The 23553-nt window shown below is 67.1% G+C and carries 25 protein-coding genes; 10 read left to right on the top strand and 15 right to left on the bottom strand.

Annotated elements, in window-relative coordinates:
* Nucleotides 1-7 precede the first annotated feature (7 nt).
* From AC07O0_RS29455 to AC07O0_RS29445, 3 genes are all read right to left on the bottom strand, one after another.
* A complete protein-coding gene (locus AC07O0_RS29455) occupies nucleotides 8-616 on the bottom strand; it encodes a TPM domain-containing protein (protein WP_494628291.1) in 609 nt (202 codons plus the stop codon).
* Between the two features lies 1 nt (nucleotide 617).
* Entirely contained in the window at nucleotides 618-1493 is an 876-nt protein-coding gene (locus AC07O0_RS29450; protein WP_494628354.1) for a TPM domain-containing protein, read from the bottom strand.
* A 133-nt stretch (nucleotides 1494-1626) separates the two neighbouring features.
* Nucleotides 1627-2193, bottom strand: coding sequence for a LemA family protein (locus tag AC07O0_RS29445; RefSeq protein WP_494628353.1), 567 nt, complete (start codon nucleotides 2191-2193; stop codon nucleotides 1627-1629).
* Between the two features lie 194 nt (nucleotides 2194-2387).
* Between AC07O0_RS29445 and ggt the strand changes: the two genes are divergently transcribed.
* Nucleotides 2388-4148: a gamma-glutamyltransferase gene (ggt, locus tag AC07O0_RS29440; RefSeq protein ID WP_494628289.1), complete on the top strand. Its 1761-nt coding sequence runs from the start codon at nucleotides 2388-2390 to the stop codon at nucleotides 4146-4148.
* A 6-nt stretch (nucleotides 4149-4154) separates the two neighbouring features.
* On the opposite strand, the gene AC07O0_RS29435 is transcribed toward ggt, so the two are convergent.
* The 3 genes from AC07O0_RS29435 to AC07O0_RS29425 form a co-directional block, all read right to left on the bottom strand.
* The gene (locus AC07O0_RS29435) at nucleotides 4155-4643 is read right to left on the bottom strand and encodes a hypothetical protein (protein WP_494628287.1); all 489 of its coding nucleotides are present in this window, start codon (nucleotides 4641-4643) and stop codon (nucleotides 4155-4157) included.
* A 1-nt stretch (nucleotide 4644) separates the two neighbouring features.
* The gene (gene rlmN, locus AC07O0_RS29430) at nucleotides 4645-5868 is read right to left on the bottom strand and encodes a dual-specificity RNA methyltransferase RlmN (RefSeq protein WP_494628285.1); all 1224 of its coding nucleotides are present in this window, start codon (nucleotides 5866-5868) and stop codon (nucleotides 4645-4647) included.
* Between the two features lie 79 nt (nucleotides 5869-5947).
* Nucleotides 5948-6550 carry an invasion associated locus B family protein gene (locus tag AC07O0_RS29425; protein ID WP_494628284.1) on the bottom strand — a complete coding sequence of 201 codons (603 nt, stop codon included), beginning with the start codon at nucleotides 6548-6550 and terminating at the stop codon, nucleotides 5948-5950.
* 255 nt (nucleotides 6551-6805) lie between these two features.
* Here AC07O0_RS29425 and AC07O0_RS29420 point away from each other — a divergent pair, with 255 nt between their 5' ends.
* The gene (locus AC07O0_RS29420; RefSeq protein ID WP_494628282.1) at nucleotides 6806-7777 is read left to right on the top strand and encodes an NADPH:quinone oxidoreductase family protein; all 972 of its coding nucleotides are present in this window, start codon (nucleotides 6806-6808) and stop codon (nucleotides 7775-7777) included.
* 106 nt (nucleotides 7778-7883) lie between these two features.
* Here the strand turns inward: AC07O0_RS29420 and AC07O0_RS29415 are convergent, their stop codons facing one another.
* Nucleotides 7884-8264, bottom strand: coding sequence for a YkvA family protein (locus tag AC07O0_RS29415; RefSeq protein ID WP_494628280.1), 381 nt, complete (start codon nucleotides 8262-8264; stop codon nucleotides 7884-7886).
* Between the two features lie 170 nt (nucleotides 8265-8434).
* On the opposite strand from AC07O0_RS29415, the gene AC07O0_RS29410 reads away from it, so the two are divergent.
* Nucleotides 8435-9220 (top strand): SDR family NAD(P)-dependent oxidoreductase, encoded by a 786-nt coding sequence (locus tag AC07O0_RS29410; protein WP_494628278.1) that lies wholly within the window; start codon nucleotides 8435-8437, stop codon nucleotides 9218-9220.
* Here AC07O0_RS29410 and AC07O0_RS29405 read toward each other — a convergent pair whose 3' ends face one another.
* The gene (locus AC07O0_RS29405; protein ID WP_494628277.1) at nucleotides 9221-10096 is read right to left on the bottom strand and encodes a LysR family transcriptional regulator; all 876 of its coding nucleotides are present in this window, start codon (nucleotides 10094-10096) and stop codon (nucleotides 9221-9223) included.
* A gap of 133 nt (nucleotides 10097-10229) precedes the next feature.
* On the opposite strand from AC07O0_RS29405, the gene AC07O0_RS29400 reads away from it, so the two are divergent.
* Nucleotides 10230-11081 carry an SDR family NAD(P)-dependent oxidoreductase gene (locus AC07O0_RS29400; RefSeq protein ID WP_494628275.1) on the top strand — a complete coding sequence of 284 codons (852 nt, stop codon included), beginning with the start codon at nucleotides 10230-10232 and terminating at the stop codon, nucleotides 11079-11081.
* A gap of 5 nt (nucleotides 11082-11086) precedes the next feature.
* Here AC07O0_RS29400 and AC07O0_RS29395 read toward each other — a convergent pair whose 3' ends face one another.
* Together AC07O0_RS29395 and ftsY are read right to left on the bottom strand one after the other, a co-directional pair.
* Entirely contained in the window at nucleotides 11087-11710 is a 624-nt protein-coding gene (locus tag AC07O0_RS29395) for a septation protein A (protein ID WP_494628273.1), read from the bottom strand.
* On the bottom strand, nucleotides 11707-12969 hold the full coding sequence (gene ftsY, locus AC07O0_RS29390) for a signal recognition particle-docking protein FtsY (RefSeq protein ID WP_494628351.1): 1263 nt from the start codon (nucleotides 12967-12969) through the stop codon (nucleotides 11707-11709). The genes AC07O0_RS29395 and ftsY overlap by 4 nt, the downstream gene beginning before the upstream one ends.
* On the opposite strand from ftsY, the gene AC07O0_RS29385 reads away from it, so the two are divergent.
* The 3 genes from AC07O0_RS29385 to AC07O0_RS29375 all read left to right on the top strand — a co-directional run bounded on the left by AC07O0_RS29385 (nucleotide 12948) and on the right by AC07O0_RS29375 (nucleotide 15625).
* Nucleotides 12948-13691, top strand: a complete 744-nt coding sequence (locus AC07O0_RS29385) for an RluA family pseudouridine synthase (RefSeq protein ID WP_494628272.1) — start codon at nucleotides 12948-12950, stop codon at nucleotides 13689-13691. The genes ftsY and AC07O0_RS29385 overlap by 22 nt on opposite strands.
* Nucleotides 13692-13784: 93 nt before the next feature.
* The gene (locus AC07O0_RS29380; protein WP_494628270.1) at nucleotides 13785-14438 is read left to right on the top strand and encodes a DUF6875 domain-containing protein; all 654 of its coding nucleotides are present in this window, start codon (nucleotides 13785-13787) and stop codon (nucleotides 14436-14438) included.
* A 2-nt stretch (nucleotides 14439-14440) separates the two neighbouring features.
* Nucleotides 14441-15625, top strand: coding sequence for a GNAT family N-acetyltransferase (locus AC07O0_RS29375; protein WP_494628268.1), 1185 nt, complete (start codon nucleotides 14441-14443; stop codon nucleotides 15623-15625).
* On the opposite strand, the gene AC07O0_RS29370 is transcribed toward AC07O0_RS29375, so the two are convergent.
* The 4 genes from AC07O0_RS29370 to AC07O0_RS29355 form a co-directional block, all read right to left on the bottom strand.
* Entirely contained in the window at nucleotides 15622-15924 is a 303-nt protein-coding gene (locus AC07O0_RS29370; protein ID WP_454028811.1) for a 4a-hydroxytetrahydrobiopterin dehydratase, read from the bottom strand. The two genes, AC07O0_RS29375 and AC07O0_RS29370, sit on opposite strands and share 4 nt — an antisense overlap.
* A 13-nt stretch (nucleotides 15925-15937) precedes the next feature.
* Complete coding sequence (thpR, locus tag AC07O0_RS29365; protein ID WP_494628266.1) at nucleotides 15938-16516, bottom strand: RNA 2',3'-cyclic phosphodiesterase; 579 nt, start codon at nucleotides 16514-16516, stop codon at nucleotides 15938-15940.
* Between the two features lie 88 nt (nucleotides 16517-16604).
* Nucleotides 16605-17660, bottom strand: a complete 1056-nt coding sequence (locus tag AC07O0_RS29360) for an aldo/keto reductase (protein WP_494628264.1) — start codon at nucleotides 17658-17660, stop codon at nucleotides 16605-16607.
* A 76-nt stretch (nucleotides 17661-17736) separates the two neighbouring features.
* Complete coding sequence (locus AC07O0_RS29355) at nucleotides 17737-18330, bottom strand: arylesterase (protein ID WP_494628349.1); 594 nt, start codon at nucleotides 18328-18330, stop codon at nucleotides 17737-17739.
* A gap of 178 nt (nucleotides 18331-18508) precedes the next feature.
* Between AC07O0_RS29355 and AC07O0_RS29350 the strand changes: the two genes are divergently transcribed.
* From AC07O0_RS29350 to AC07O0_RS29340, 3 genes are all read left to right on the top strand, one after another.
* Nucleotides 18509-19222 carry an ABC transporter ATP-binding protein gene (locus AC07O0_RS29350; RefSeq protein ID WP_494628262.1) on the top strand — a complete coding sequence of 238 codons (714 nt, stop codon included), beginning with the start codon at nucleotides 18509-18511 and terminating at the stop codon, nucleotides 19220-19222.
* Between the two features lie 73 nt (nucleotides 19223-19295).
* Complete coding sequence (locus AC07O0_RS29345; protein WP_494628260.1) at nucleotides 19296-21818, top strand: ABC transporter permease; 2523 nt, start codon at nucleotides 19296-19298, stop codon at nucleotides 21816-21818.
* A gap of 217 nt (nucleotides 21819-22035) precedes the next feature.
* A complete protein-coding gene (locus AC07O0_RS29340; RefSeq protein ID WP_092163126.1) occupies nucleotides 22036-22812 on the top strand; it encodes a Bax inhibitor-1/YccA family protein in 777 nt (258 codons plus the stop codon).
* 81 nt (nucleotides 22813-22893) lie between these two features.
* Here AC07O0_RS29340 and AC07O0_RS29335 read toward each other — a convergent pair whose 3' ends face one another.
* A complete protein-coding gene (locus tag AC07O0_RS29335; RefSeq protein WP_494628258.1) occupies nucleotides 22894-23259 on the bottom strand; it encodes a DUF2794 domain-containing protein in 366 nt (121 codons plus the stop codon).
* Nucleotides 23260-23553: the final 294 nt, after the last annotated feature.

Raw genomic sequence — 23553 nt, 5'->3', positions numbered from 1 at the left:
CCGCCCGCTACAGAATCACCACCTTGTTCGGCAGTTCGTCGACATCGTCGGCAGCCGGAGGCGCATGGGCGGCGAGCACGGCGCCGACATCACGCACAGCCGCGATCAAGCCTTCGCGCAGGGTGTCCTGCGCCGCAGCCGCGAGTAGCGGCTCGACGATTCTCTGCCAGGCCTCGCCATCGACCTTGGCCGAGATGCCGGCATCGGCGACCACCTCGGCATAGCGCTCCTGCACGGCGATGTAGAGCAGCACGCCGGTGCGCCCACGCGTCAGCGTCAGCCCGCGCGCGGTGAACTCGCGCAGGGCCGTCTCATGCGCCTGCCGCCTTTTGACGAAGCCGGGCACGAAGCGCCCGCCACGCCCATACCAGAGCAGGGTCGCGAGCAGCAGCGCCGCCGCGATCAGCTGGGCCAGGAAGATGCTCGCCGCGCTCAGATTCGTGATCAACAGGAACGGCCAGGGCACGAACAGCGCGAGCGCAAGCGCCAGCACGAGAGGCACCGCGACATAGCTACCGGCGGCGCGATCGACGACGACGACGATCTCGCCGGAGGTCTGCCGTTCGGCCTCGCGAACCGCATCGGCGATGGCGTCGCGATCATCGGAATTCAGCATCTCACCAATCCCCCGAAGCCCCGCCGCCACCGGACGAGCCGCCGCCACCTGAAAACCCGCCCGAACTCGAACCGCCTCCCCAGCCGGAACTCCAGCCGCCCGAGGAGGAGCCGCCGCTCCAGCCCGAGCCGCCGGAGGGCGGCAGCACGATCCAACGCCCGTCCCGCGTCCGGTGCCGGCGCGCTCCGCCCGAGGAGCGGCCGAGCTCCTGCATGAAGCTCACGATCAGGATGAACACCATGATCATGACGAAAATCACCGCAGCGGTCTCGACCCAGGAGGATTCGTCGTTGCGGATTTGCGCCCGCCGCTGCCATTCCTCGGCATCGCCGGTCAGGATCGATAGGATCGCGTCGACGCCCCCCTCGATACCCCCCGCGAAATCGCCGTTCTTGAACTTGGGCGCGACCGCGGTGGTGATGATCACCTTGGAGAGCGCGTCGGTCAGCGCCCCTTCCAGCCCGTAGCCGACCTCGATGCGCACCTTGCGCTCATTCGGCGCGACGATGAGCAGCACGCCGTTGTTCTTCGCCTTCTCGCCGAGCTTCCAGGCCCGGAACAAGCCGTTGGTGAAGTCCTCGATCGGATAGCCCTGCAGCGAGGGCAGCGTCGCGACCACGACCTGATCGCTGGTCTTCTCCTCATGCGCCCTGAGCTTCTGCTCGATGCGGGCGGAGGCCTCTGCGTTGAGCAGGTTTGCATTGTCGACAATGCGGCCGGTCAGCGCCGGATAGTTCGGCTCGGCTGCGGCTGCAAGGAATGGGAAGAGGAGGAAGAGGAGCAGCGAAAGCAACGCCGCAACGACTGGACGAGCCGGCCTCTTTCCTTCGCCCGGATGGGAGAAGGTGGCGCGGAGCGCCGGATGAGGGGCTGCCATCTCCGCAGAAGGCACAACCACGCCGCTGCTCCTTATCCGGAAAGGGCGGTCCCTCACCCCTGCCCCTCTCCCACTCGGAAGTGGGGTTCCTCGCACTTGCCCACGAACGGCAGAGTCCATTGAAGGATTGCAGCTAGAACTTCACCGCCGGCGGCCGCTCCGCTCCCGCCGTCGCCGAAAAACTCTCCATCGGCTTGGCGCCCCAGAACAGGCGCGCCCAGATTACGCCTGGGAAGGTCCGGATCTCCGTGTTGAAGGCTTGCACTGCCTGGATGTAGTCGCGGCGGGCGACCGCGACGCGGTTCTCCGTGCCTTCGAGCTGCGACTGCAATGCCAGGAAGTTCTGGTTCGACTTGAGCTCGGGATAGCGCTCCACCGTCACCAGCAGGCGCCCGAGCGCGCCGCTGAGCTGGTTCTGCGCGTCCTGGTATTCCTTGAACTTGGCAGGGTCTGTGATGGTCGAGGCGTCGACCTTGACCTGCGTCGCCTTGGCCCGCGCCTCGATTACCTGGGTGAGGACCTCGCGCTCCTGCTGGGCATAGCCCTTCACCGTCTCGACCAGATTGGGGATCAGGTCGGCGCGGCGTTGGTACTGATTCTGCACCTCGCCCCAGGCCCCCTTGGCCTTCTCCTCCAGCGTCGGCACATTGTTGTAGCCGCAGCCCGCCAGCATGAGGCCGAACAGCCCGACCAGCAGCATGACGAGGGGCCGGCGAAAGGCCGTAGACTGCGCGAGCACCATGACGAACCCCTTCGGCTTGGCAGGACAAACTTGGCAGAACAAATCAGGCTTCGACCATAGCCGCGCCGCGAGACAGATCAAACCAACGCCACAAGCATGGCGCGCAAGCCGGCAAGCACGCTAGTCTCGCAGCCAATGAAGAGGAGTGGATCATGCCGCTGACATTGCCCGCATTCCGCGCCCGCTCGATCCTGGCCCTCAGCCTTTGGCTCGCCGCCGCAACAGCAGCCCCGGCCCAGACCACTGCTCCCGCCCCGGAAGCCGCGACCGGCCGTACCGCCAAGACGCTCGGCACGGCGCAGCGCTACATGGCCGCCGCCGCCAATCCGCTCGCCGCTGCGGCCGGGCGCGAGATTCTGCGAGCCGGCGGCAGCGCGACCGATGCCGCGATCGCGATCCAGCTCGTGCTCAACCTGGTCGAGCCGCAGAGTTCCGGCATCGGCGGCGGCGCCTTCTTCGTCTACTGGGACGAGGCCGGCCGTCAGCTGACCACGCTCGACGGGCGCGAGACCGCGCCGAAGGCGGCAAAGCCCGAGCGCTTCCTCGGCACCGACGGCAAGCCGATGAAGTTCGTCGATGCTGTCGTCGGCGGTCGCTCGGTCGGCGTGCCCGGCACGGTTCGGCTGCTCGAGGAGGCGCACAAGCGCTGGGGCAAGCTGCCCTGGGCCGAGGTCTTCGCCCCGGCGATAAAACTGGCCGAGGAGGGCTTTGCGATCTCGCCGCGCCTCAATGGCCTGCTCGCTCTGGAAAAGAACCTCGGCAAGGACGCCCGCGCTGCCGCCTATTTCTACGAGGCCAACGGCAAGCCGAAGGCGGTCGGCACCATCCTGAAGAACCCGGCCTTCGCCGCGACGCTGCGCGCCATCGCCGGGCGCGGCGCCGACGCCTTCTATGAGGGCGAGATCGCGCAGGACATCGTCGCAACCGTAACTGGTCACAAGGACAATCCCGGCGACATCACGCTCGCCGACCTATCCGCCTACAAGGTCGAGGAGCGCGCGCCGGTCTGTGGCCGCTATCGCGTCTATACGCTCTGCGGCATGGGCCCGCCGAGCTCGGGCGCCGTCGCCGTCCAGCAAATCCTCGGCATGCTCGAAACCAAGGACATTGCCCGCCTCGGCCCCGGCGCCGAGGCAGCGCATTGGTTCACCGAAGCCAACAAGCTCGCCTTCGCCGACCGGGCGCTCTATCTCGGCGACCCCGCCTTCGTCAGCGTCCCGACCCTCGGACTGGTCGACGAGGACTATGTTCGCGAACGGGCCGGGCTGATCAGCCCGGGCAAGGCGATGGGCAAGGCCAGCGCCGGCAGCCCGCCGAACAAGCGCGCTTTGCTGCTCGCGCCGTCGGATGGCATCGAGAACGGCACCAGCCATATCTCGGTGATCGACGCCGCCGGCAATGCCGTCTCGATGACCACGACGATCGAGGACGGTTTCGGCTCGCGCCTGATGACCAAGGGCGGCTTCCTGCTCAATAACGAATTGACCGATTTCTCCTTCGCTCCCAGCGAGGACGGCAAACCGGTCGCCAACCGGGTCGAGCCCGGCAAGCGGCCGCGCTCGTCGATGGCGCCGACCATCGTCTTCGACGCCTTCGGCCGGCTCTACGCCGTCACCGGCTCTCCCGGCGGCAGCCAGATCATCGGCTATGTCGCCAAGACGCTGGTCGCGCTGCTCGACTGGAAGATGGACCCGCAGCGCGCCGTCGACCTCGCCAACTTCGGCAACCGCAACGGGCCGACCGAGCTGGAGAAGAGCAGCGAGGCCGAAGCCTGGAAAGCCGCGCTGGAGGCCAAGGGCCACGAGGTCAGGCTGATCGACATGACCTCGGGCATCCAGGCGATCGTCAAGACGCCGGAAGGCTATCTCGGTGGCGCAGATGGCAGGCGCGAGGGCGTGGCGGTAGGCGATTGAGCCGGGTCAGACCTGCTGCGGCGGCGTCTTCGGCTCCCCGCCCGCCCCGCGCCCGGCGATTAGCCAGTAGACGAAGCCCGTGGCGGCACCGACCAGGAAGAGCGCCGACACGACCTGCATTTCGCCGGCACTCGGCGCCCTCGCCATGCCGAGCATGGCGAGCGGCAGCAGCGCCGCAAGCAGGCCGGTGAGGCCGCTCTGGATCAAACCGCTGCGCAGACGGAAGAACTCGGACGCGGCCGCGACCAGCACCACCGGCAGCACCAGGATGGCGAAGCCGAGCCGGCCGAGCAGGGAAAACGCCGCCTCGGCGGTCGGGCCGGGATCGAAGCCACGCTCGGCCTGGTCGAACAGCGCCGCGAGCAGGCGCTCGAAACCGCCGCCGATCAGCAGGCCGAGATCGGGCGAGGCGACACCGGCGATCATCAGCGCGACCAGCCCGGAGCCGATGGCGAACAGCAGCGCAAACGGGATCAGCAGCAGCCAGCGCAGCATCTCAGTGCGCGGCCGCCGCGGCGTCGGCTTCGCCCTGCTCCAGCATCAGCCGGGCCCGGGCCGAGAGTTTTTCGGTCTCGCTCTTGAGCTGGCCGCAGGCCGCGAGGATGTCGCGGCCACGCGGCGTGCGCACCGGCGAGGCATAGCCGGCCCTGAACACGATCTCGGAAAAACGCTCGATCCGCTCCCAGTCCGAGCACTCATATTTGGTGCCGGGCCAGGGATTGAACGGGATCAGGTTGATCTTGGCCGGGATGCCCTTGAGCAGCCGCACCAGCTCGCGCGCCTCGGCGTCGCTGTCGTTGACGCCCTTCAGCATCACATATTCGAAGGTGATGCGCTTCGCGTTCGACAAGCCGGGATAGTTTCGGCAGGCGTCGAGCAAATCCTTGATCGGATACTTCTTGTTGAGCGGCACTAGCTCGTTGCGCAGATCGTCGCGCACCGCATGCAGCGAGATCGCCAGCATCGTGCCCATCTCGTCGCCGAGCGGGCCGATCTGCGGCACCACGCCCGAGGTCGAGACGGTGATGCGCCGGCGGCCGAGCGACAGGCCCTGATCGTCGGTGATCACGCCGATCGCATCGCGCACGCCGTCGAAATTGTAGAGCGGCTCGCCCATGCCCATGAAGACGATGTTCGAGACGAAGCGCCCGCCATCATTGGGAACGAAGGCGCCATCCGGCGCGCTGCGGTTAGGGAAATCGCCGAGCCGGTCGCGCGCGACCATCAACTGCGTGACGATTTCCTCGGTGGTGAGGTTGCGGACGAGCCGTTGCGTGCCGGTGTGGCAGAAGGTGCAGGTCAGCGTGCAGCCGACCTGGCTGGAGACGCAGAGCGTGCCGCGGTCGACCTCGGGGATATAGACGCACTCGATCTCGGCGCCGCGATCGCGCGGGCCGGTCGGGGCCATGCGCAGCAGCCATTTGCGGGTACCGTCGCTGGAGACCTGCTCGGCGGTGACCTCGGGCAAGTCGAGCGTGAAATGCTCGGCGAGCTGGGCGCGCAGGCCCTTGCCGATCGTCGTCATCTCCTGGAAGTCGCGGACGCCGTAATGATAGATCCAGTTCCAGAGCTGGCCGACGCGCATGCGTCGCTCCTTCTCGGGAACGCCGATCTCGGCCAGCGCCGCATCCAGACCGGCGCGCGTGCGCCCGGCTAGCGAAGGCCGCCGCACAACAGGTTCGGCCGCCGGAGGGGCGGCTTCAGCAACAGAAAGATTCATCGGAACTCGGCTCGCAACGGGCGATCTCGCCCGGAATTGGCCGCCTCATAGCATAGCGGCAGCCAATCGCGAAATCGCCTTACTTGCAGGCGTCCTCGGCCCGCTTGACGATCTGCGAGATGCCAGCGAGCGAATACTTGTCGCTGGTCGCATTGCCGCGCTTCGAGGTGCCCTTGATCTCGAGTCCCGAGCCCTTGCGCAGCGCATCGAGCATGCGGCCTTCCTCGGCCGGGTTCTTCAGCCAGACGTTCTGGCCCTTGGCGACCAGCGCGAAGCGGTCATTGCCGATGATCGCCTGATGCTCGACATCTTCCTTGAGGTCGAAATTCATGACGAGGCTGATCTCGTTGCGCACGCCCTCGCCCGGCCGGCTGGAGATGAACAGCAGGCCCTCGACATCCTTGAGATTGGCGGGCGTGCGGCTCTCTGCCTTCGAGAGGGCGTAGCAGATCTTCGAGCGGCCCTGCTGCGAGGAGAAGGCCTGCCATTTGCCGGCGGTCTCGAGCAGCAGCGCCTGGCCCTGACCGCCGGTCGCGGCGGTCTTGGCCGGCGCCGGCTTGGCAGCCGGAGCACGCTGCTGCGCCTGCGCCGAAACGTTCGCGAAAGTCAGGGCCGCCAAGCCGAGCAGGGCAGCGGCCTGGAGCGAAGAGCGGGCGGAAGAGGAAGCCGAAATGCGAATCATGGATCGCCAGTAACCAACAAAAACCTTAACGCCGAATGGAGAATGCGCGGGATCGGCGATCCGGATTGACGCAACGCGCCGGATAGAATGTCACGATCCTGGCGAAATTGCGAATGCCTGCTGCGGGTCCGATGAGCGGACGATGTGTTCTCCTTCAATAGTTTAGAGGGGGCTCAAGGTGGTTTCGCTCGGCGGCCGGCTGTGCCAGCCTTGTGCAGCTGCGAAGGAACGGAGCGGACGAGGGATGGAGGATCGATGAAGGCGCTGCTGTGCGAGGCCCTCGGGCCGGCGGAGACTCTGGTGATCCGCGACCTGCCCGAGCCGAAGCCCGGACCGGGCGAGATCGCGATCCGGGTCAGCGCCGCGGCGCTCAACTTCTTCGACACTCTGGTGATCCAGGGCCGCTACCAGGTGAAGCCGCCGCTGCCCTTCTCGCCCTCGGCCGAATGCGCTGGGACGGTCAGCGCCGTCGGCGAGGGGGTCACGCAGTGGCGAGTCGGCGAGCGCGTTGCCGCCTGGCTCGGCCATGGCGCGGCCCGCGAGACTGTGATCGTTCCAACCGAAGCGGCGATTCGGATTCCCGACAAGCTGAGCGATCATCAGGCCGCCGGCCTCTTCGTCACCTATGGCACGGCGCTGCACGGTCTGATCCAGCGCGGCGATATCCGGCCGGGCGAGACGCTCGCCATTCTCGGCGCCGCCGGTGGCGCGGGTCTCGCGGCGGTCGAGATCGGCGCCCTGCTCGGTGCGCGCGTGATCGCCTGCGCCTCCTCGCCGGAAAAGCTCGCCCTCGCCCGCGAGCATGGCGCGCAGGAGGGGCTCGATTATGCCGCCGATGATCTGCAATCCGGCCTGCGGCGCCTGGCGCCCAACGGGCTGGATGCGCTCTACGACACCGTCGGCGGCGAACTCGCCGAGCCGGCATTGCGCTCAATGGGCTGGGGCGGGCGCTATCTCGTCGTCGGCTTCGCAGGCGGCGAGATCCCGAAGATCCCGCTCAACCTCCTGCTGCTGAAGGGCTGCGACCTGCGCGGCGTGTTCTGGGGCGATTTCGTCCGGCGCGATCCGGCCGGTCATCGCGCCAATATGGAGCGCCTGCTCGCCTGGGCCGCGGCCGGTCAGATCCGCGCCCATGTCCATGGTGCCTATCCCCTGGAGCGGGCGGCGGAAGCCCTCGCGCTGATCGCCGAGCGAAAGGTCCAGGGCAAGGTCGTGTTGGTTCCCTAGATCACCGCGCGTCCTATCAGGCGCGATAACGGTGATCTATCTATTTGTTATAGCACCGGATTTTCCGAAAAGTGGATTCCACTTTTCGGTCCGATGCTATAGCCGATCAGAGATCGGCCAGCATCTCCTTGGCCTTCTCGCGATGCTGCGGCGTGATCGAGCCGGCGACAGCGGCGAGCGCCGCCGCGATCACCGCGGCATCGTCGGTGAAGCCGAGCAGCGGCATCACGTCGGGGATCGCGTCGAGCGGCAGCACGAAATAGCCGAGCGCGGCCAGCAGCGTCAGCTTGACGCGCCGCGGCGTCGCCGGATCGCGCGTACAAACCCAGGCGGCGAGCAGATCCTCGGCGAAGGGGATGCGCTTCGCCACCCGCTTCAGCCGGCCGATGAACTCGGAACCGAAACGGGCCTCGTCACGCAGACTCTTGCGGATCGCCGCCATCTCCTCGGCGGTAAAGCGCTGTCCGAAACCGAAGCTGTCGCTCATTCCTCTCTCCGTTGGCGCGCCAATTCTAGCCCGCCGTCGACGCAAAAATGTGGCCCCGCATGAAGGGCTGCACAAGGGATCGACTCAGAATCGCACGCCAAACCCTCTTGGATGCCGAGCATCGCGCCTCTAAAGCCGTTCCAGCAATGTCAAAAGACGCGAGGGACGCCATGAAGCTCGACTCCTCCATCGCCGCCATCGTCACCGGCGGCGCCTCCGGCCTCGGCGAAGGCACCGCCCGCATGCTCGCCGGCCATGGCGTCAAGGTTGCGCTGTTCGACCTCAATGCCGAGCGCGGCGAGCAGATTGCCACCGAGACCGGCGGCCTGTTCTGCGCCTGCGACGTCACCAACGAGGCTTCAGTCGACGCGGCCCTCGAGAAGGCCCGTGCCGCCCATGGCGTCGCACGCATCGTTGTCAACTGTGCCGGCGTCGCCCCCGGCCGCCGCGTCGTCTCGAAGAAGCGCGACACCGGCGAGCTCGTCGCCCATGACCTCGCCACCTTCGAGAAGGCGGTCGCGATCAACCTGACCGGCACCTTCCGCCTGATCGCCAAATCGGCGGTGGCGCTCGCGGCGCTCGATCCGGTCACCGAGGATGGCGGCCGCGGCGTCTTCGTCTGCACGGCGTCCGTCGCTGCCGAAGACGGCCAGATCGGCCAGGCCGCCTATGCCGCCTCCAAGGCCGGCGTCGTCGGCCTCACCTTGCCAGTCGCCCGCGACCTCGCCGGTGTCGGCATCCGTATCGTCACGATCATGCCCGGCCTGTTCGAGACCCCGATGTTCGCCGGCCTGCCGGACGACGCTCGCGCCTCGCTCGCCGTCTCGGTGCCGCATCCCTCGCGTCTCGGCCGGGCCTCGGAGTATGCCGCTCTGGTCAAGAGCATCGTCGAGAACGACATGCTGAACGGCACCGCGATCCGCCTCGACGGCGCCATCCGCCTCGCGCCGAAGTAGCTAGGGGGCCTGACGCAACCTCGTCCTGGCGAAGTCGATGAAGGCTCGCAGCTTCGGCAGGACCTGGTGGCGCGAGGGAAAGTACAGGAAGAAGCCTGGTGTCTGCGGGCAGAACGGCTCCAGCGTGCGCTCCAAAAGACCACGCCGGCAGAGCGGCTCGACGACGGGATCGAGCATATAGGCGAGGCCGAGCCCCATCACCGCCGCCGAGATCATCACATTGGCCTCGTTGGCGATGACCGGCCCGTCGACGGCGAGCGCGAACTCGCGCCCCTCATCTTCGAACTCCCAATGGTAGAGGCTGCGGTCACTCTGGCGGAAATTGATGCAGGCGTGCCGCTTCAGCTCCTCCGGCCGCAGCGGCCGGCCATGCCTGGCGAAATAGTCAGGCGAGCCGACCACCGCCAATTGGAACGGCGCGCTCAGCGGCACCGCCACCATGTCGGCCTCGACCAGTTCGCCGATGCGAATGCCGGCGTCGAAACCCTCCGTGACGATGTTGGCGAGCCGGTCGTCGACATGAATCTCGACCTGGACCTCCGGATAGCTCGCGCAGAACTCGGCCAGGATCGGCTCGATCAGACTCGGCAACGCCACGCGCGGCACGTTGAGCCGCAAAAGGCCGCTTGGCCTGTCGCCGAGGCTCGCGGCCTCCCGGAACGCGCCGAGGATGTCGTCGACCGCCGGCCGCGCCCGCTCTAGGAAACGCCGTCCGGCTTCGGTCGGCGCGACATCACGGGTCGTGCGTGCCAGCAACGCGACGCCAGCCCGCTGCTCCAGCGCTCGCACGCTCTGGCTGACAGCCGAAGGCGTGACGCCGAGCGCCGCCGCAGCCGCGGTGAAGGAGCGCTTCTCCGCCACGGTCAGAAGAGCCACGAGCCCGTCGAGATCGCCACGTTGCATTGTGTAGCAGTACTGAAAGATACGTTCAGAATACAACGGATTATCGTAAGGATCGCCCCTGGCTAGGTTTCCCGCATCGGCTCAACACCGTCAGCAGGAGACCGCCATGACCGATTCGAACGATGATCGCCGCGCCTTCATCCACACCGCCATGGCCGCCGGCCTCGGCGTCGGCCTGATCGCGACCGCCCGCGCCCAGCCGGCCCCTGCCGGCACCCTTGCCGGCAAGGCCGTGCTGATCACAGGCGCCACCTCCGGTATCGGCCGCGTCACCGCCGAGCTCTTCGCCGCGCAGGGCGCCCACGTCGCCTTCTGCGGCCGGCGCGAGGCGCTGGGCCGCGAGGTCGAGGCCGGCATCCGCGCCAAGGGCGGCGATGCCTTCTATGTCCGGGCCGATGTCCGCGACGAGGGAGAGGTCAAAGCCTTCGTCGATGCCGTGATCGCCCGTTATGGCCGGCTCGACATCGCCTTCAACAATGCCGGCACCGACAAGCCGCCAGCGCCGATTTCAGAGACGGCCGCCGATGGCTTCGACGATCTGATCGCCACCAATCTGCGCGGCGTCTTCCTCGCCATGAAGCATGAACTGCCACATCTGGTCGCGAGCAAGGGCGCGATCATCAACATGGCCTCGATCGGCGGCCGCCACGCCTTCCCGAACATCATCGGCTATGGCGCTTCCAAAGCGGCGGTGATCCACATGACCAAGGCGGCAGCGCAGGAATACGGGCTCGACGTCCGCATCAACGCGATCGCCCCCGGTCCGATCGAGACCGCGATGCTCGAGCGCGTGCGCCGCGACTGGAAGGTAACGAACGAGCAGCTCGCAGCGGCCTATCCGGCCAAGCGCGTCGGCCGGCCTGAGGAGGTCGCCGGACTGGTGCTCTGGCTGGCGAGCCCAGCGGCGTCCTATGTCAACGGCCAGACAGTCGGCGTCGACGGTGGCGGGCTCGCCTGAGACGGCTACTCTGTCACTTCCGGCCGCTTGATCTCATGCTTGAGGATCAGCGGCGTCTGGGCGAGCGCGAAGATCATGGTCAGCGGCATCACGCCCCAGACCTTGAAGGCGACCCAGAAATCCTGGGTCTGCGTCCGCCAGACGACCTCGTTCAGCGCCGCCAGCACGAAGAAGAACAGGCCCCAGCGCAGGGTCAGCCTGCGCCAGCCCTCCTCGTCGAGCTGCAGCACGCTGTCGAGCACCAGCGCCAGCAGCGAGCGGCCGAAGAATAGGCCGCCGAGCAGGATGCAGCCGAACAGGGTGTTCACGATCGTCGGCTTGACCTTGATGAAGAAGGCATCGTCGAGCGCCAGCGTCAGCCCACCGAAGGCCGTCACCACCACGGCGTTGACGATCGCCATGCGCGGCAGATGATTCATCACGAGCTTCGACAGCACCAGCGCGATCAGCGAAGCCGCGATGAAGACGCCGGTGGCGACGAAGATGCGCCGGTCCTCGGCGACGCCGAACCAGCGATCGCCATAGGAATTGACGAAGAAGAAGATCGCCAGCGGCCCGAACTCGAGCGCGAGCTTGACCAGCGGATTGATCGGCTTCGTCTCGGTCGGATTGGCCGCCGCGCCGTTCATGCCGCTTCTCCCAGTCCTGCAACGGCGCGGGCGAAATCCCGTGCCGAGAATGGTTCGAGATCGTCGACGCTCTCGCCGACGCCAATGAAATGCACGGGCAGGCCGAACTGAGCGGCCAAGGCCACGAGGATGCCACCGCGCGCCGTGCCGTCGAGCTTGGTCATCACCAGGCCGGTGACGCCGGCCGTCTCGCGGAAGGCTTCGACCTGGCTGACCGCGTTCTGGCCGACGGTGGCGTCGAGCACGAGCAGCGCCGCATGTGGTGTCTGCGGATCCAGCTTGCGGATCACCCGCACCACCTTGGCCAGTTCGTCCATCAGCCCCGTCTTGTTCTGCAACCGCCCCGCCGTGTCGATCAGCAGCATGTCGGTGTTGTTGGCTTTCGCCTTCTGCAGCGCCTCGAAGGCCAGCCCGGCCGCATCGGCACCCTGCTGGCCGGAGACGACTTCAGCACCTGTCCGTTCGCCCCAGACCTTGAGCTGCTCGATCGCCGCGGCACGGAAGGTGTCGCCCGCCGCCAGCATCACCGACTTGCCCTCGGCCCGGAACTTGGCCGCGAGCTTGCCGATCGTCGTGGTCTTGCCCGAGCCATTGACCCCAACCATCAGGATCACGAACGGCTTTTTGGTGGCATCGATCGCAAGCGGCGTCGCGACCGGGGTCAGGATCGCCTCGACCTCGCGGGCCAGGATCGCCTTCACCTCCTCCGGCTCGATCTGCTTGTCATAGCGCCCTTCGCCCACCGCCTTGGCGATCCTCGCCGAGGTCGCGAGGCCGAGATCGGCCTGGATCAGGATGTCCTCCAGATCCTCCAGCGTCGCCGCGTCGAGCTTGCGCTTGGTGAAAAGGTCACTGATGCCGGTGGTGAGCGCCGACGAGGTGCGCGAGAGCCCGTCGCGCAGCCTGCGCCACCAGCTGCGCTTGGGCTGCACCGGTTCCAGCACGGGCTCCGGCGCCGCGATCGGCAGGGGGGCATCCTCGCCCAGCAGGATCTCGGGCGCGACCGGCGCCTCAGGCTCGGCCTCGAGAGCGGCTTCGGCAACAGGCTCGGCCAGCGGTTCCGGCGCGGGCGCAGGCAAAGGCTCCGGCGGCCGCGGCTGCTCCGGCTGATCCAGTCCGAACAGCTTCGAGAAGAAGCCGCGTTTCTTCGGTTCGGTCTCGCTCATCGCGCGTCCTGCCGCTGCGAGCGGCGAGCTTCGGGTTGCATGGCGGTGAAGTCTTGGTTTAGCGCAATGCCATGACGAGCCCCGAGCGACCAGCCCTTTCACAGGACGATCTGCCCTTCGCGCTGCTGCATCGCGACGCGATGATGCTCGTGATCGACAAACCGGCGGGGCTTCCCGTCCATCGTGGCCCGGCGGCGAAAGGCCGCATCATCCCGGTACTGACCGACCATCTCGACGCCCTGCGCTTCGGCCTGCCACGGCGGCCGGAGGCTGCACACCGCCTCGACAAGGACACCTCCGGCTGCCTCGTACTGGGCCGCCATCCGCGTGCCATGGCGCAGCTCAACCAGCTCTTTCGCGACGGCCGCATCGACAAGACCTATTGGGCCGTGGTCGAAGGCGGGCCGGCCGATGACGAGGGGTCGATCAACCTGCCCTTGGCGAAGCGCTCGCCGGAGCGCGGCTGGTGGATGAAACCGGACCCGGCCGGCCTGCCCTCGCAGACACGCTATCGCGTACTTGGCCGCGGCCATTTCAACGACAACGCTGTCGCCTGGCTGGCGCTCGAGCCGCTGACCGGACGCACGCACCAGTTGCGCGTGCACTGCGCCGCCAGTTTCGGGCCGATCCTCGGCGATGAAATCTACGGCTCGGCGCGACACGATGCCGGCCCGGGATTGCACCTTCACGCGCAGAGCATTGCGATTCCGCTCAATCCGAAGCGTGACCCGGTGAAGGTCTCCGCGCTGCCGCCGCCGCATATGCAAGCAGCGCTTGCGGCCTGCGGCTGGGGCGCCAGCGATAAGCTTTCCTAAACCCTAACGCCGCCGCTACCTGCGACAAGACCTCGTCAACCATTCTCTAAGGCGCGCCTGCTATCCCCGGTTGCAGCGAGCGTGGGGCATTTCATGCTGGACAAAGTGGCGAGAACGGCGGAAGCGCGCGATGCGCTGCTGAGCTTTGCGCAGGCGCGCGCCGATATCGCTGCCGACCCCGCAGCCAACGCGGAACTCGCCACGCTGCTGGGCTGGGTCGAGGCCTATCTGATGCGCGGGCATCCCGATCTCGGCCGCACCGGCGCCGTCTGCCCCTTCACCCGCCAGGCCGCACGCATCGACACGGCAAGGCTCGCAATCTGCTCGGCGAACTCGGAGGAGGAAGAGCGCGCTTTCGCTCTCATCCGCGGCGGCTTCGGCGCGCTCGACGCCATTGCGTCCAAGCCCGGCATGGCGCATTTCCGCACCATCATCGTCGGCTTCCCGAACTGCGCCGATGAGCGCGGCATCGCGATGCTGCAGCGGGTGCAGAAGCGGCACAAATTCTATTCGCTCGCGCGCAGCCGGATGGTCGGGCTGATGTACGAAGGTTCCGAGGCGCCGGGGTTGTGGAATCGCGACTTCCGGCCCTTGCGGGCGCCGCTGCCCGTCCTCGCCATCCGCCATATGGTCGAGCACGACGCGCCCTTTGCGGCGCGTCATCCGCTTCTGCTCGTGCCCTATCTCGCGAAGTTCCGCCTGACAGGCGGACGGCGCCTGATCGACCATCTTCGCGGCCAGGGTTGAGGATGCGCGCCAAGCCCGTGCAGGCGGTTGCCGAAGGATCGCCCTCGCCCGATGGCAGGGCAGCGACCGGCTTTGCCGTCGAGATTCTCACCGGCCGCAACGCCTTTCTGGCCCTCAAGCCGGAATGGGATGGGCTGTTTGCCCGCGCCGGCCTGCCGCATCAGCTCTTCCAGCGCCATGCTTTCCTGCGGCACTGGTGCGATCATTATCTCGTTGCCGATGATCGCCTTTGCCTCGTTGTCGGCCGCGAGGCCGGCCGCCTGGTCATGCTCTGGCCGCTGGAGCGCCGGCGCCGCCTTGGCCTTGAACTGGCACGTTTGATGGGTACGCCGGTCGCGCAGTTCGGTGACGTCCTGGTCGAGTCCGGTCCGCGGCGCGAATACTGGCTCGAGCGTGGCTGGGAGGCATTGCGCCGGCTCGGCATCGACCTTGTCGAGTTGCGCCTTGTCAGGGCCGACAGCGCGCTCGCGCATTGCAACAGGCTCGCCGTGACCACTCCGGTGGTGAGTCAGGAAGCCCTATTCGCTGATCTCGCCTTGCGGGTAGCGCCGGATGGACCGAGCCTAGCCTATCCTCCGCGTGACCGTTCCAGCTATCGCCGCCGTCTACGCCGCCTTGCCGAACGTGGCGAGGTCGGCTTCATCAGCCACGTGCCGGGCGAGGAGGCGCGTGCGTTGGCCGACCAGGCCATCGCCATGAAACGCGACGCGCTCGTGCAGCATGGCATCGTCGCGCCCGCCGTCGTGGATCCGCGCTTTGCTCGCTTCTTCGCCGCCCTCGCCGCCGACCCGAAGGATGAGACGGGCCTGCGCTTGTCCGTCATCGCCTGCGACGGCCGCCCGATCGGGATCGACCTGTCCTTCGACTGCAAGGGCCGCAGCTTCGGCCACGTCATCGCCAGCGATCCCGCCTTCGAACGAGAGGGCCTGGGTCGCGTGCTGGTCCACCATGCCTTCGCCGGAGCCAGGGCGCGTGGCAATTCGATCTTCGACCTTCTGGCGCCGGCCGACCCGTACAAGCGCGAGCACGCCGATGGGGCCGTACCGGTGTGCGATTTCACCGTGCCGCTGAGCTGGCGCGGACAGCTCGCTTGCGACTTTGCGCTGCCGCATCTGCGGCCGACGCTGAAGGCCATCGCCAAGCGCCTGCCGGCCAGCTGGGTCCGGCGCCTCGCAGCGCCGGGCTAGCTCGCCATCGCGTCCATGGCGCGCGCCAGCCTGACGTCGAGCTCGGTCAGGCCGCCTGCGTCATGCGTCGACAGCGTCACCTCGACCGTCTTGTAGACATTCGACCATTCCGGGTGATGGTCGAGCTTCTCCGCCAGGAGCGCCACCCGGCTCATCCAGCCAAAGGCCTCGTTGAAGTCACGGAAGACGAAGCGCTTGCTCATCGCCTCGCGACCCTCGACCAGTGTCCAGCCCGTCAGAACCGACAGCGCTTCCTTGCGGGCCTCCGGGCTCAGGCGCTTCGGACGCTCATGTCCCATGTCGTCGCTCCCTTCACCTGCGCTGCGAAATCGCGCCGCTGGGGCGATTCGGGTAGGACAACCCGAGCGGATAGGCCGCCTCCAGCACATAGGGACCGCCGCCGATCGAATCGCGGGAGGACATCAGTGCAAAGCGCCGCGCCGTGAAGCTGATCGGACGCACGATCGGATGCAAGGCGAGATAATGCGCGACATCGGCCGGCGAGGCATCGCGTAATCGCGCCAGCGTCACATGCGGCGTGAACTTGCGTGATTCGGCCGGCAGCCCGAGCCGTCGCATCAAGCGTTCCAGCTCGGCCTGCAGCTCGTTGAGCTTCTGCGAAGGCTGGACGCGCGCGAACACCGCGCGCGGCCGGTCGCCGCCGAAGCTGCTGAGCTGGTCGAGCGTGATCGTCAGCGGCTCACCGCCGACATCATGCAGGAAACTGTCGACGTCATGGGCCGTGCGCCGGTCGACATCACCGAGGAAACGCAAGGTGACGTGGTAGTCGGCGGGTTCGATCCAGCGGGCGCCGACCAATCCGCCGCGATGCAGCGTCAGGCTTGAAGCGACCTCAGCGGGAATTTCCAGGGCGGTGAATAGCCGGGGCATGACGAATCAGTGCCAAGCATTTGTGACTCTGGCGAGACGGAAGCCTCGCACCATGCGTCGCAGTTCACAAGCCGGCTCTGCTTCCTGCTCATGGGCAGGGATTGCCGACCCGCTGATGGATCGCGTCGATCTTCGCCTCGAGCTCGGGCGAGATCGTAACCTTGGCCGAGCCGACCGCCGTCCTGAGCTGGTCCATGCTGGTCGCCCCGATGATGCTCGAGGTGAGGAAGCAGCGCGAGGTCACGAAGGCCAGCGCCATCTGCACGGGATCGAGCCCGGCCTCTTCAGCGAGCGCGATATAGGCCTTGATCGCCAGTTCCGAGCCTGGCGTCTGGTAGCGCTGCGCCCGGTCAAACAGCGTGGTACGCGCGCCCGCCGGCAGGGCGCCGTCGAGGTACTTTCCGGAGAGATAGCCCTGGGCCAGCGGCGAATAGGCGAGCAGCCCGACCTGCTCACGCATGGCGACCTCGGCCAGCGCCGTCTCGAAGGTACGGTTCAAGAGGTTGTAGGCGTTCTGGATCGACTGCACACGCGGCCGGTCAGGCCCCTTGGCCTCGGCGAGGAAATTCATCGTGCCCCAGGCGCTCTCATTGGAGAGGCCGAGATGGCGGATCTTGCCGGCCTTGACGATCGCCCCGAAGGCGTCGAGCTGCTCGGCGAACGGCGTCTCGTCCTGCGCCTGCTCAAACGCCGCCTGGTTGAAACGGGTCGGGTTCGAGCCCCACTGCATCGGCCGGTCGGGGAAATGGATCTGGTAGAGATCGATATAGTCGGTCTGCAGCCGCTTCAGGCTCTTGTCGACGGCTTCCTCGATCTGCCGGCGATTGACGCGGGTCGGGCCCTTGTCGTCGCGGAACCAGTCGTTTCCGGAGCGCCCGACCACTTTGGAAGCAAGAATCACCTTGTCGCGATTACCGCGCGCCTTGAACCAGGTCCCGATGATCCGCTCGGTCGACCCTTGGGTCTCGGCCTTGGGCGGAATCGAATAGAGTTCGGCCGTGTCGAAGAAATTCACGCCCTGGTCGAGCGCGTAGTCCATCTGCTCATGGCCTTCGGCCTCCGTGTTCTGCTGGCCCCAGGTCATCGTGCCCAGGCAGATCGCCGAGACGTTCAGGTCGGTGCGGCCGAGACGGCGGTAATCCATGGCGAAAGGCTCCGATGGCGGACGCACCGGAAGCTGCGCCGCGCATGACTGAGGTGATGGCAGGATGCGCCCTGGCTCAGGAGCGCGGGCGCAGGGAGGCGAGGAACCGCTCCACCGTCGGCAGGATGCGCTGCGCGATGACGCGCACGCCCTCAGCCTTCGGATGCAGCATGTCGGGCTGGTTCAATACCCGGTCTCCGGCGATCCCGTCCAGAAAGAAGGGATAGAGAATGAGTCCATGTTTCTCGGCGAGCTTCGGATAGATCGCGTCGAAACGTGCGACATAGTCCGGGCCATTGCTGCGCGGCGCATACATGCCGGCGAGCAGCACCGGGATGCCGCGCGCTTTCAACCCGGTCACGATCGCGTCAAGCGACGTCTCGGTCAGCACCGGATCGACCCCGCGCAGCGCATCATTGGCACCGAGCTCGAGGATCACGCCGTCGGTCCCATCCGGCACCGACCAGTCGAGCCGCTCCAGCCCGCCCTGCGAGGTATCGCCGGAGACGCCGGCATTGACGATCTCGACCGAAATCCCCTTGTCGCGCAGCATCTTCTCCAGCACCGTCGGAAACGCCGCATTTCCTGGCAGGTTGTAGCCAGCGGTCAGGCTGTCGCCGAGAGCTACCAGCTTGAGCGGTTTGGTCTGGGCGAAGGCAGAGCTGTTCATCGAAAAGGAACCCAGGCTGACGAAAACGAGCAGCATGACCGCCCAAATGCGCGGCGACAGCTGGATTCGTGACGGCAAGCGCCCATATCGGTTGGCGGCGCGACGCATGGCGGTTCTGGTCCCTTCGGCTTGGAATGGCACTCGAAGCGACGGCATCGGATGGGATGAAAGCGGAAACATGGCGGTGAGCGAAGGAACCCCGGCGGTTATCGAACTCGACAACGTCGAGCTCAGTCTGGGGCGTGGCGCCGCCCGCGTCCATATCCTCAAGGGCGTCTCGCTGGCGATCCCGCAAGGCCAGGCCACCGGCCTCGTCGGCCCGTCGGGCTCCGGCAAGTCAACCTTGCTGATGACTATGGCCGGCCTTGAGCGGCCCGATTCCGGGCTGATCAAGGTCGCCGGCCAGGATCTCGGCGCGCTCGGCGAGGATGCACTCGCCGTCTTCCGCGGACGCCATATCGGCATCGTCTTCCAATCCTTCCACCTCGTGCCGACCATGACGGCGCGCGAGAACGTCGCGCTGCCGCTGGAGCTCGCCGGCGTCGACGATGCCTTCGAGCGCGCCGCGGCCGAACTTCGCAATGTCGGGCTCGGCGAGCGCATGGACCACTACCCGGCCCAACTCTCCGGCGGCGAGCAGCAGCGCGTCGCCATCGCCCGTGCCGTCGCGCCCGATCCGGCGATCCTCGTCGCCGACGAACCGACCGGCAATCTCGACGAGAGCACCGGCCGCTCGATCGTCGACCTGATCTTCGCGCTCCGGCGCGAGCGCGGCGCCACCCTCGTCCTCGTCACCCACGATCTCTCGCTCGCCGCGAGCTGCGATCGCACCGTGCGGCTGCGGGCCGGCCGCATCGAGAGCGAGGCTGGAACCGAAGCGCTGGCGATCTGAGATGCACGCCCCCGTCAAGCCGTCAGCGACTCCTTCGTCCCCCACCCGACGCCCCGTCGGCCTGAAGCTGGCTTTGCGCCTCGCCTGGCGCGATCTGCGCGGCGGCCTGCGCGGCTTCGGCGTCTTCATCGCCTGTCTCGCCCTTGGCGTCATGGCGATCGCCGCGGTCTCCTCGTCATCGCGCGGCCTGAGCGAAGGCCTCGGCCGCGAGGGCCGGCGGATTCTCGGCGGCGACGCCGCCTTCAGCTTGATCCATCGCGAGCCGACCGCAGAGGAACACGCCTTCCTCGCCCGCCATGGCAACGTCTCGACGATCGCGACCCTGCGCAGCATGGCCAATGCCGGCGAGAAGGGCGCCGCCCTGGTCGAGGTCAAGGCGGTCGACGGCTCCTATCCCAGCATCGGCGAATGGCGCACCGATCCGGCCCAGTCGGCCGCCGATCTCCTTGCGTTGCGCGACGGCGCCTATGGCGGCATCGCCGATCCCGTCCTGTTCGGCCGACTCGACCTCAAGCCCGGCGACACCGTGCTGATCGGCTCGGCCCGGGTGCAACTCCGCGCCAGTCTCGTCTCCGAGCCCGACAAGATTGCTGCCGGCGTCGGCTTCGGCCCGCGCCTGATCCTCTCGCAGGAGGCGCTGCGTGCCTCCGGCCTGCTCCAGCCCGGCAGCCTGGTGCGCTGGACCGCCCGCGTCATCCTGCCGGACGGCGCCAGCACAGACGCCGCGCTCGACGCCCTGCTGGCCAACGCCGCCCGCGAACAGCCCAATGCCGGCTGGGAGATCCGCTCGCGCGCCAATGCCGCACCCAACTTCCAGCGCAATATCGAGCGCTTCACCCAGTTCCTGACCCTGGTCGGCCTGACCGCGCTCCTGGTCGGCGGCGTCGGCGTCGCCAATGCGGTGCGCCGCTTCGTCGAGGCCAAGCGGCTCGACTTCGCCACGTTGAAGGCAATCGGCGCCACCGGCGGTCGCGTCGTCGCCATTCATCTGACCGAGGTCATGCTCGTCGCCGCCTTCGGCATCGCGATCGGGCTGGCGCTCGGCGCCGCCGCGCCCTTCGCGCTCGGCTATGCGCTCGCCGACATCGTGCCGCTGCCCTTCGAGCCGACGCTCGCCCCGGCCGAGCTCGCCACCGCGGCACTCTACGGCCTGCTGACCGCGCTGGTCTTCGCAATCATCCCGCTCGGCCGCGCCCATGACGTGCCGGTCTCGGCCCTGTTCCGCGATCAGATCGAGCCCGACCGGCGCCAGCCGCGCTGGCTCTACAGGGCGATCTTCCTCGCCGCGCTCGCCGGCCTCGTCGGCGTCGCGCTCGTCTTCGCCTATGACCGGCGCATCGCGCTGATCTATATCGGCGCCGCCGGCGCCGTCTTCCTGCTGCTGCGCCTGATCGCCTGGGGGCTGATGGCGCTGGCCCGCCGCGCCGGACGCCCACGTCAGCCGGCGCTGCGCCTCGCGCTCGCCAACATTTATCGCCCAGGTGCGCTGACACCCTCGCTGGTGCTGTCGCTCGGGCTTGGCGTCGCCCTGCTCTCGACGCTGGCCTTCATCGACGTCAGTCTGCGGCGGCAATTGACCCAGTCGCTGCCGCAGAAGGCGCCGAGCTTCTTCTTCCTCGACATTCCCAATGCCCAGGCAGCGGAGTTCGACCGCTTCCTCGCCGAACAGCGCCCCGGCGCGCATGTCGAGCGCGTGCCAATGATGCGCGGGCGCATCGTCAGCGTGAACGATGTCCCCGCCGAGCAGATCAAGGCGAGCGAACAGATGGCCTGGGTACTCGAAGGCGATCGCGGAATCACCTATTCCGCCGCCATGCCCGAGGCCTCCAAGCTCGCCTCCGGCGAATGGTGGCCGGAGAATTATCGCGGCGAACCGCTGGTCTCCTTCGACGCCCGCGCCGTCGAGGGACTGGGCCTCAAGCTTGGCGACAAGCTCACCGTCAACGTGCTCGGCCGCAACATCACCGCGCGCATCGCCAATTTCCGCGACATCGAATGGCGCTCGCTCGGCATCAACTTCGTCATGGTGTTCTCGCCCAACACCTTCGCCGGCGCGCCGCACACCAACCTTGCCACCGTGACCGACAACGGCGCGACGCCCGCGATCGGCGATCCCGCTTTGATGCGCCAGCTCGCCATCGCCTTTCCGGCAGTGACGGCGGTCCGGGTCAAGGACGCGCTGGAGGCGGTCAACGGCATCGTCAGCCAGCTCGCCGGCGCGATTCGCGGCGCCTCCGGGCTCGCCATCAGTGCCAGCCTGCTGGTCCTGGCGGGTGCTTTGGCGGCCGGACAGAGGGCGCGGCTCTATGACGCGATGATCCTGAAGACGCTCGGCGCCACCCGTCGCTTCATACTTTCGTCGTACGTCCTCGAATACGCAGGCATCGGCGTCGTTTCAGCCCTGTTCGGGCTGCTGGCAGGTGCCGTGGCGGGCTGGGGTGTCGTCACGCAAGTGATGAAGATAGATTTCGTCCCCGATCCGACAGGCGCTATCATCGCAGCGACTGCAGCTGTCGTGGTTACTGTCGTGTTCGGATTGATCGGAACGCTGCAGATACTGTCGAAGGCGCCTGCTTCTCATCTGAGGAATTTATGAGTTCTGACTCATCGCAGCGCGGCATAAACATGGACAGACGGTAATGTTGCATCGACTGGCCGGCGAATTTCTATGCCGGCAGCGACGCTAACCATGCTTGCCTCTTGTAAGGCCGCGTGATCCCCCTCATATTTCGCACTGTCGCCACGATGGTGCGCGACGGTGGGCGTCGCAAGGGCGATGTCCGCCCGGCACAGTTTCAAGGGGAACTCTCTCCATGAGCGATTTCGACCGCAACGCTCAGGTCTGGGGCGCCGGCCGCGCCCAGCAGACCAGCGCCGTCGAGGTGGACCAGGGCCTGCGCTCGTTCATGCTCGGCGTCTACAACAACATGAGCATCGGCCTGGCCATCACCGGCTTGATGGCGATCGGCATCTCCATGCTGGCGATCGCCGGCTACTCGCCCTCGGGCAAGGTCACTGCGCTGACGCCTCTCGGCCAGGCGCTGTACCTTTCCCCGCTGAAGTGGGTGGTGATGCTGGCTCCGCTGGCCTTCATCTTCTTCTTCTCGTTCAAGGCCGAGAGCATGAGCTCGTCGACCGCCCGTGCCATGTTCTTCGCCTTCGCGGCGGTGATGGGCATCTCGCTCTCGTCGATCTTCGTGGTCTTCACCGGTGAATCGATCGCCAAGGTGTTCTTCATCACCGCGGCCTCCTTCGCTGGCCTCAGCCTGTTCGGCTACACCACGAAGAAGTCGCTGTCGGGCATCGGCTCGTTCCTGATCATGGGCCTGATCGGCCTGGTGATCGCCTCGGTCGTGAACATCTTCCTGGCCTCGAGCGCGCTCTCCTTCGCCATCTCGGTGATCGGCGTGCTGGTCTTCGCCGGCCTGACCGCCTGGGATACGCAGCGCCTGAAGGAAATGTATCTGTACTCGGATCTGGACTCCGAGTCGGCCGCGAAGCTCTCGGTGAACGGCGCCCTGTCGCTCTACCTGAACTTCGTCAACATGTTCCAGATGCTGCTCTCGCTCTTCGGCTCCAAGCAGGAGTGAGCCGGGCGACAGCCTGAGAAACACGAAGCCCCGGCCTCACGGCCGGGGCTTTTCTTTTGGGCATAAGCCCAGCCGACGAAATCAGTTCACCACGCTCAGACGCTTGTCGAGTACCTTGAGCACCCGGCCAAGCTCGGCACCGCGCTTCAGGATCAGCCCGGTCGCGGTCACCACCGAATAGGCGCCCTGGCGTCGCGCCAGCGACGGGTCCTTGACGATCCGGTAGAGCGGCACCTCGGCTGTCCGTCGGAAGACCGAGAATTGCGCCTTGTCGCGCAGGAAATCGATGGCGTAGTCGCGCCATTCCCCGGCTGCGACCATGCGGCCATAAAGATTGAACAGCTCGTTCAGCTCGCGCCGGTCGAAGGTGACCGAGAAGGGCGCGGCAGCCGGAAAGGCGACGACCGCGCCCGCTCGCTGACCTGGCGGAGTTTCGCTTTCGCTCATCGCGCCTCCTTCCATCAATCGCCCCTTATTCGGCAATGGATGATGCGCCTGCCCCTGGAGGCTGGCAAGACAGGTTGACGACAGTAGCGGAATCTTCCGCCGCCGTTATCGCAATTGCCATGATTTTGCCGCGCTTGCGCCAAGCGAGCGCCCCGTTGCGGCATTCAACTCCGATTCGTTGCCTAGACGGCCCGGCCTGTCCGGTTCCGGACACGTCAGCCCCCCAGCCCCTCCGGCGCTGCGGCGGGCCGGGCCAACCAGTCGAGGCCAACTCACGGCTGGCGGTTTCCGCCG

Source organism: Allobosea sp. GW821-FHT10B12 (assembly GCF_059415545.1).
The sequence above is the reverse complement of the archived record's forward strand: the minus strand, read 5'-3'. Positions and strand labels throughout refer to the sequence as shown.

Excerpts from the sequence above, each read along its gene's own strand:
- AC07O0_RS29415 (WP_494628280.1), bottom strand. The coding sequence starts at position 8,264 with ATGAGCGACAGCTTCGGTTTCGGACAGCGCTTTACCGCCGAGGAGATG.
- AC07O0_RS29370 (WP_454028811.1), bottom strand. The coding sequence starts at position 15,924 with ATGGGACATGAGCGTCCGAAGCGCCTGAGCCCGGAGGCCCGCAAGGAA.
- AC07O0_RS29455 (WP_494628291.1), bottom strand. The coding sequence starts at position 616 with ATGCTGAATTCCGATGATCGCGACGCCATCGCCGATGCGGTTCGCGAG.
- AC07O0_RS29350 (WP_494628262.1), top strand. The coding sequence starts at position 18,509 with ATGGCGGTGAGCGAAGGAACCCCGGCGGTTATCGAACTCGACAACGTC.
- AC07O0_RS29420 (WP_494628282.1), top strand. The coding sequence starts at position 6,806 with ATGAAGGCGCTGCTGTGCGAGGCCCTCGGGCCGGCGGAGACTCTGGTG.
- rlmN (WP_494628285.1), bottom strand. The coding sequence starts at position 5,868 with ATGAATCTTTCTGTTGCTGAAGCCGCCCCTCCGGCGGCCGAACCTGTT.
- AC07O0_RS29435 (WP_494628287.1), bottom strand. The coding sequence starts at position 4,643 with ATGCTGCGCTGGCTGCTGCTGATCCCGTTTGCGCTGCTGTTCGCCATC.
- AC07O0_RS29385 (WP_494628272.1), top strand. The coding sequence starts at position 12,948 with ATGACGAGCCCCGAGCGACCAGCCCTTTCACAGGACGATCTGCCCTTC.
- AC07O0_RS29355 (WP_494628349.1), bottom strand. The coding sequence starts at position 18,330 with ATGAACAGCTCTGCCTTCGCCCAGACCAAACCGCTCAAGCTGGTAGCT.
- AC07O0_RS29375 (WP_494628268.1), top strand. The coding sequence starts at position 14,441 with ATGCGCGCCAAGCCCGTGCAGGCGGTTGCCGAAGGATCGCCCTCGCCC.
- ggt (WP_494628289.1), top strand. The coding sequence starts at position 2,388 with ATGCCGCTGACATTGCCCGCATTCCGCGCCCGCTCGATCCTGGCCCTC.
- AC07O0_RS29425 (WP_494628284.1), bottom strand. The coding sequence starts at position 6,550 with ATGATTCGCATTTCGGCTTCCTCTTCCGCCCGCTCTTCGCTCCAGGCC.
- AC07O0_RS29360 (WP_494628264.1), bottom strand. The coding sequence starts at position 17,660 with ATGGATTACCGCCGTCTCGGCCGCACCGACCTGAACGTCTCGGCGATC.
- AC07O0_RS29340 (WP_092163126.1), top strand. The coding sequence starts at position 22,036 with ATGAGCGATTTCGACCGCAACGCTCAGGTCTGGGGCGCCGGCCGCGCC.
- thpR (WP_494628266.1), bottom strand. The coding sequence starts at position 16,516 with ATGCCCCGGCTATTCACCGCCCTGGAAATTCCCGCTGAGGTCGCTTCA.
- AC07O0_RS29400 (WP_494628275.1), top strand. The coding sequence starts at position 10,230 with ATGACCGATTCGAACGATGATCGCCGCGCCTTCATCCACACCGCCATG.
- AC07O0_RS29335 (WP_494628258.1), bottom strand. The coding sequence starts at position 23,259 with ATGAGCGAAAGCGAAACTCCGCCAGGTCAGCGAGCGGGCGCGGTCGTC.
- AC07O0_RS29450 (WP_494628354.1), bottom strand. The coding sequence starts at position 1,493 with ATGGCAGCCCCTCATCCGGCGCTCCGCGCCACCTTCTCCCATCCGGGC.
- AC07O0_RS29380 (WP_494628270.1), top strand. The coding sequence starts at position 13,785 with ATGCTGGACAAAGTGGCGAGAACGGCGGAAGCGCGCGATGCGCTGCTG.
- AC07O0_RS29445 (WP_494628353.1), bottom strand. The coding sequence starts at position 2,193 with ATGCTGCTGGTCGGGCTGTTCGGCCTCATGCTGGCGGGCTGCGGCTAC.
- AC07O0_RS29395 (WP_494628273.1), bottom strand. The coding sequence starts at position 11,710 with ATGAACGGCGCGGCGGCCAATCCGACCGAGACGAAGCCGATCAATCCG.
- AC07O0_RS29410 (WP_494628278.1), top strand. The coding sequence starts at position 8,435 with ATGAAGCTCGACTCCTCCATCGCCGCCATCGTCACCGGCGGCGCCTCC.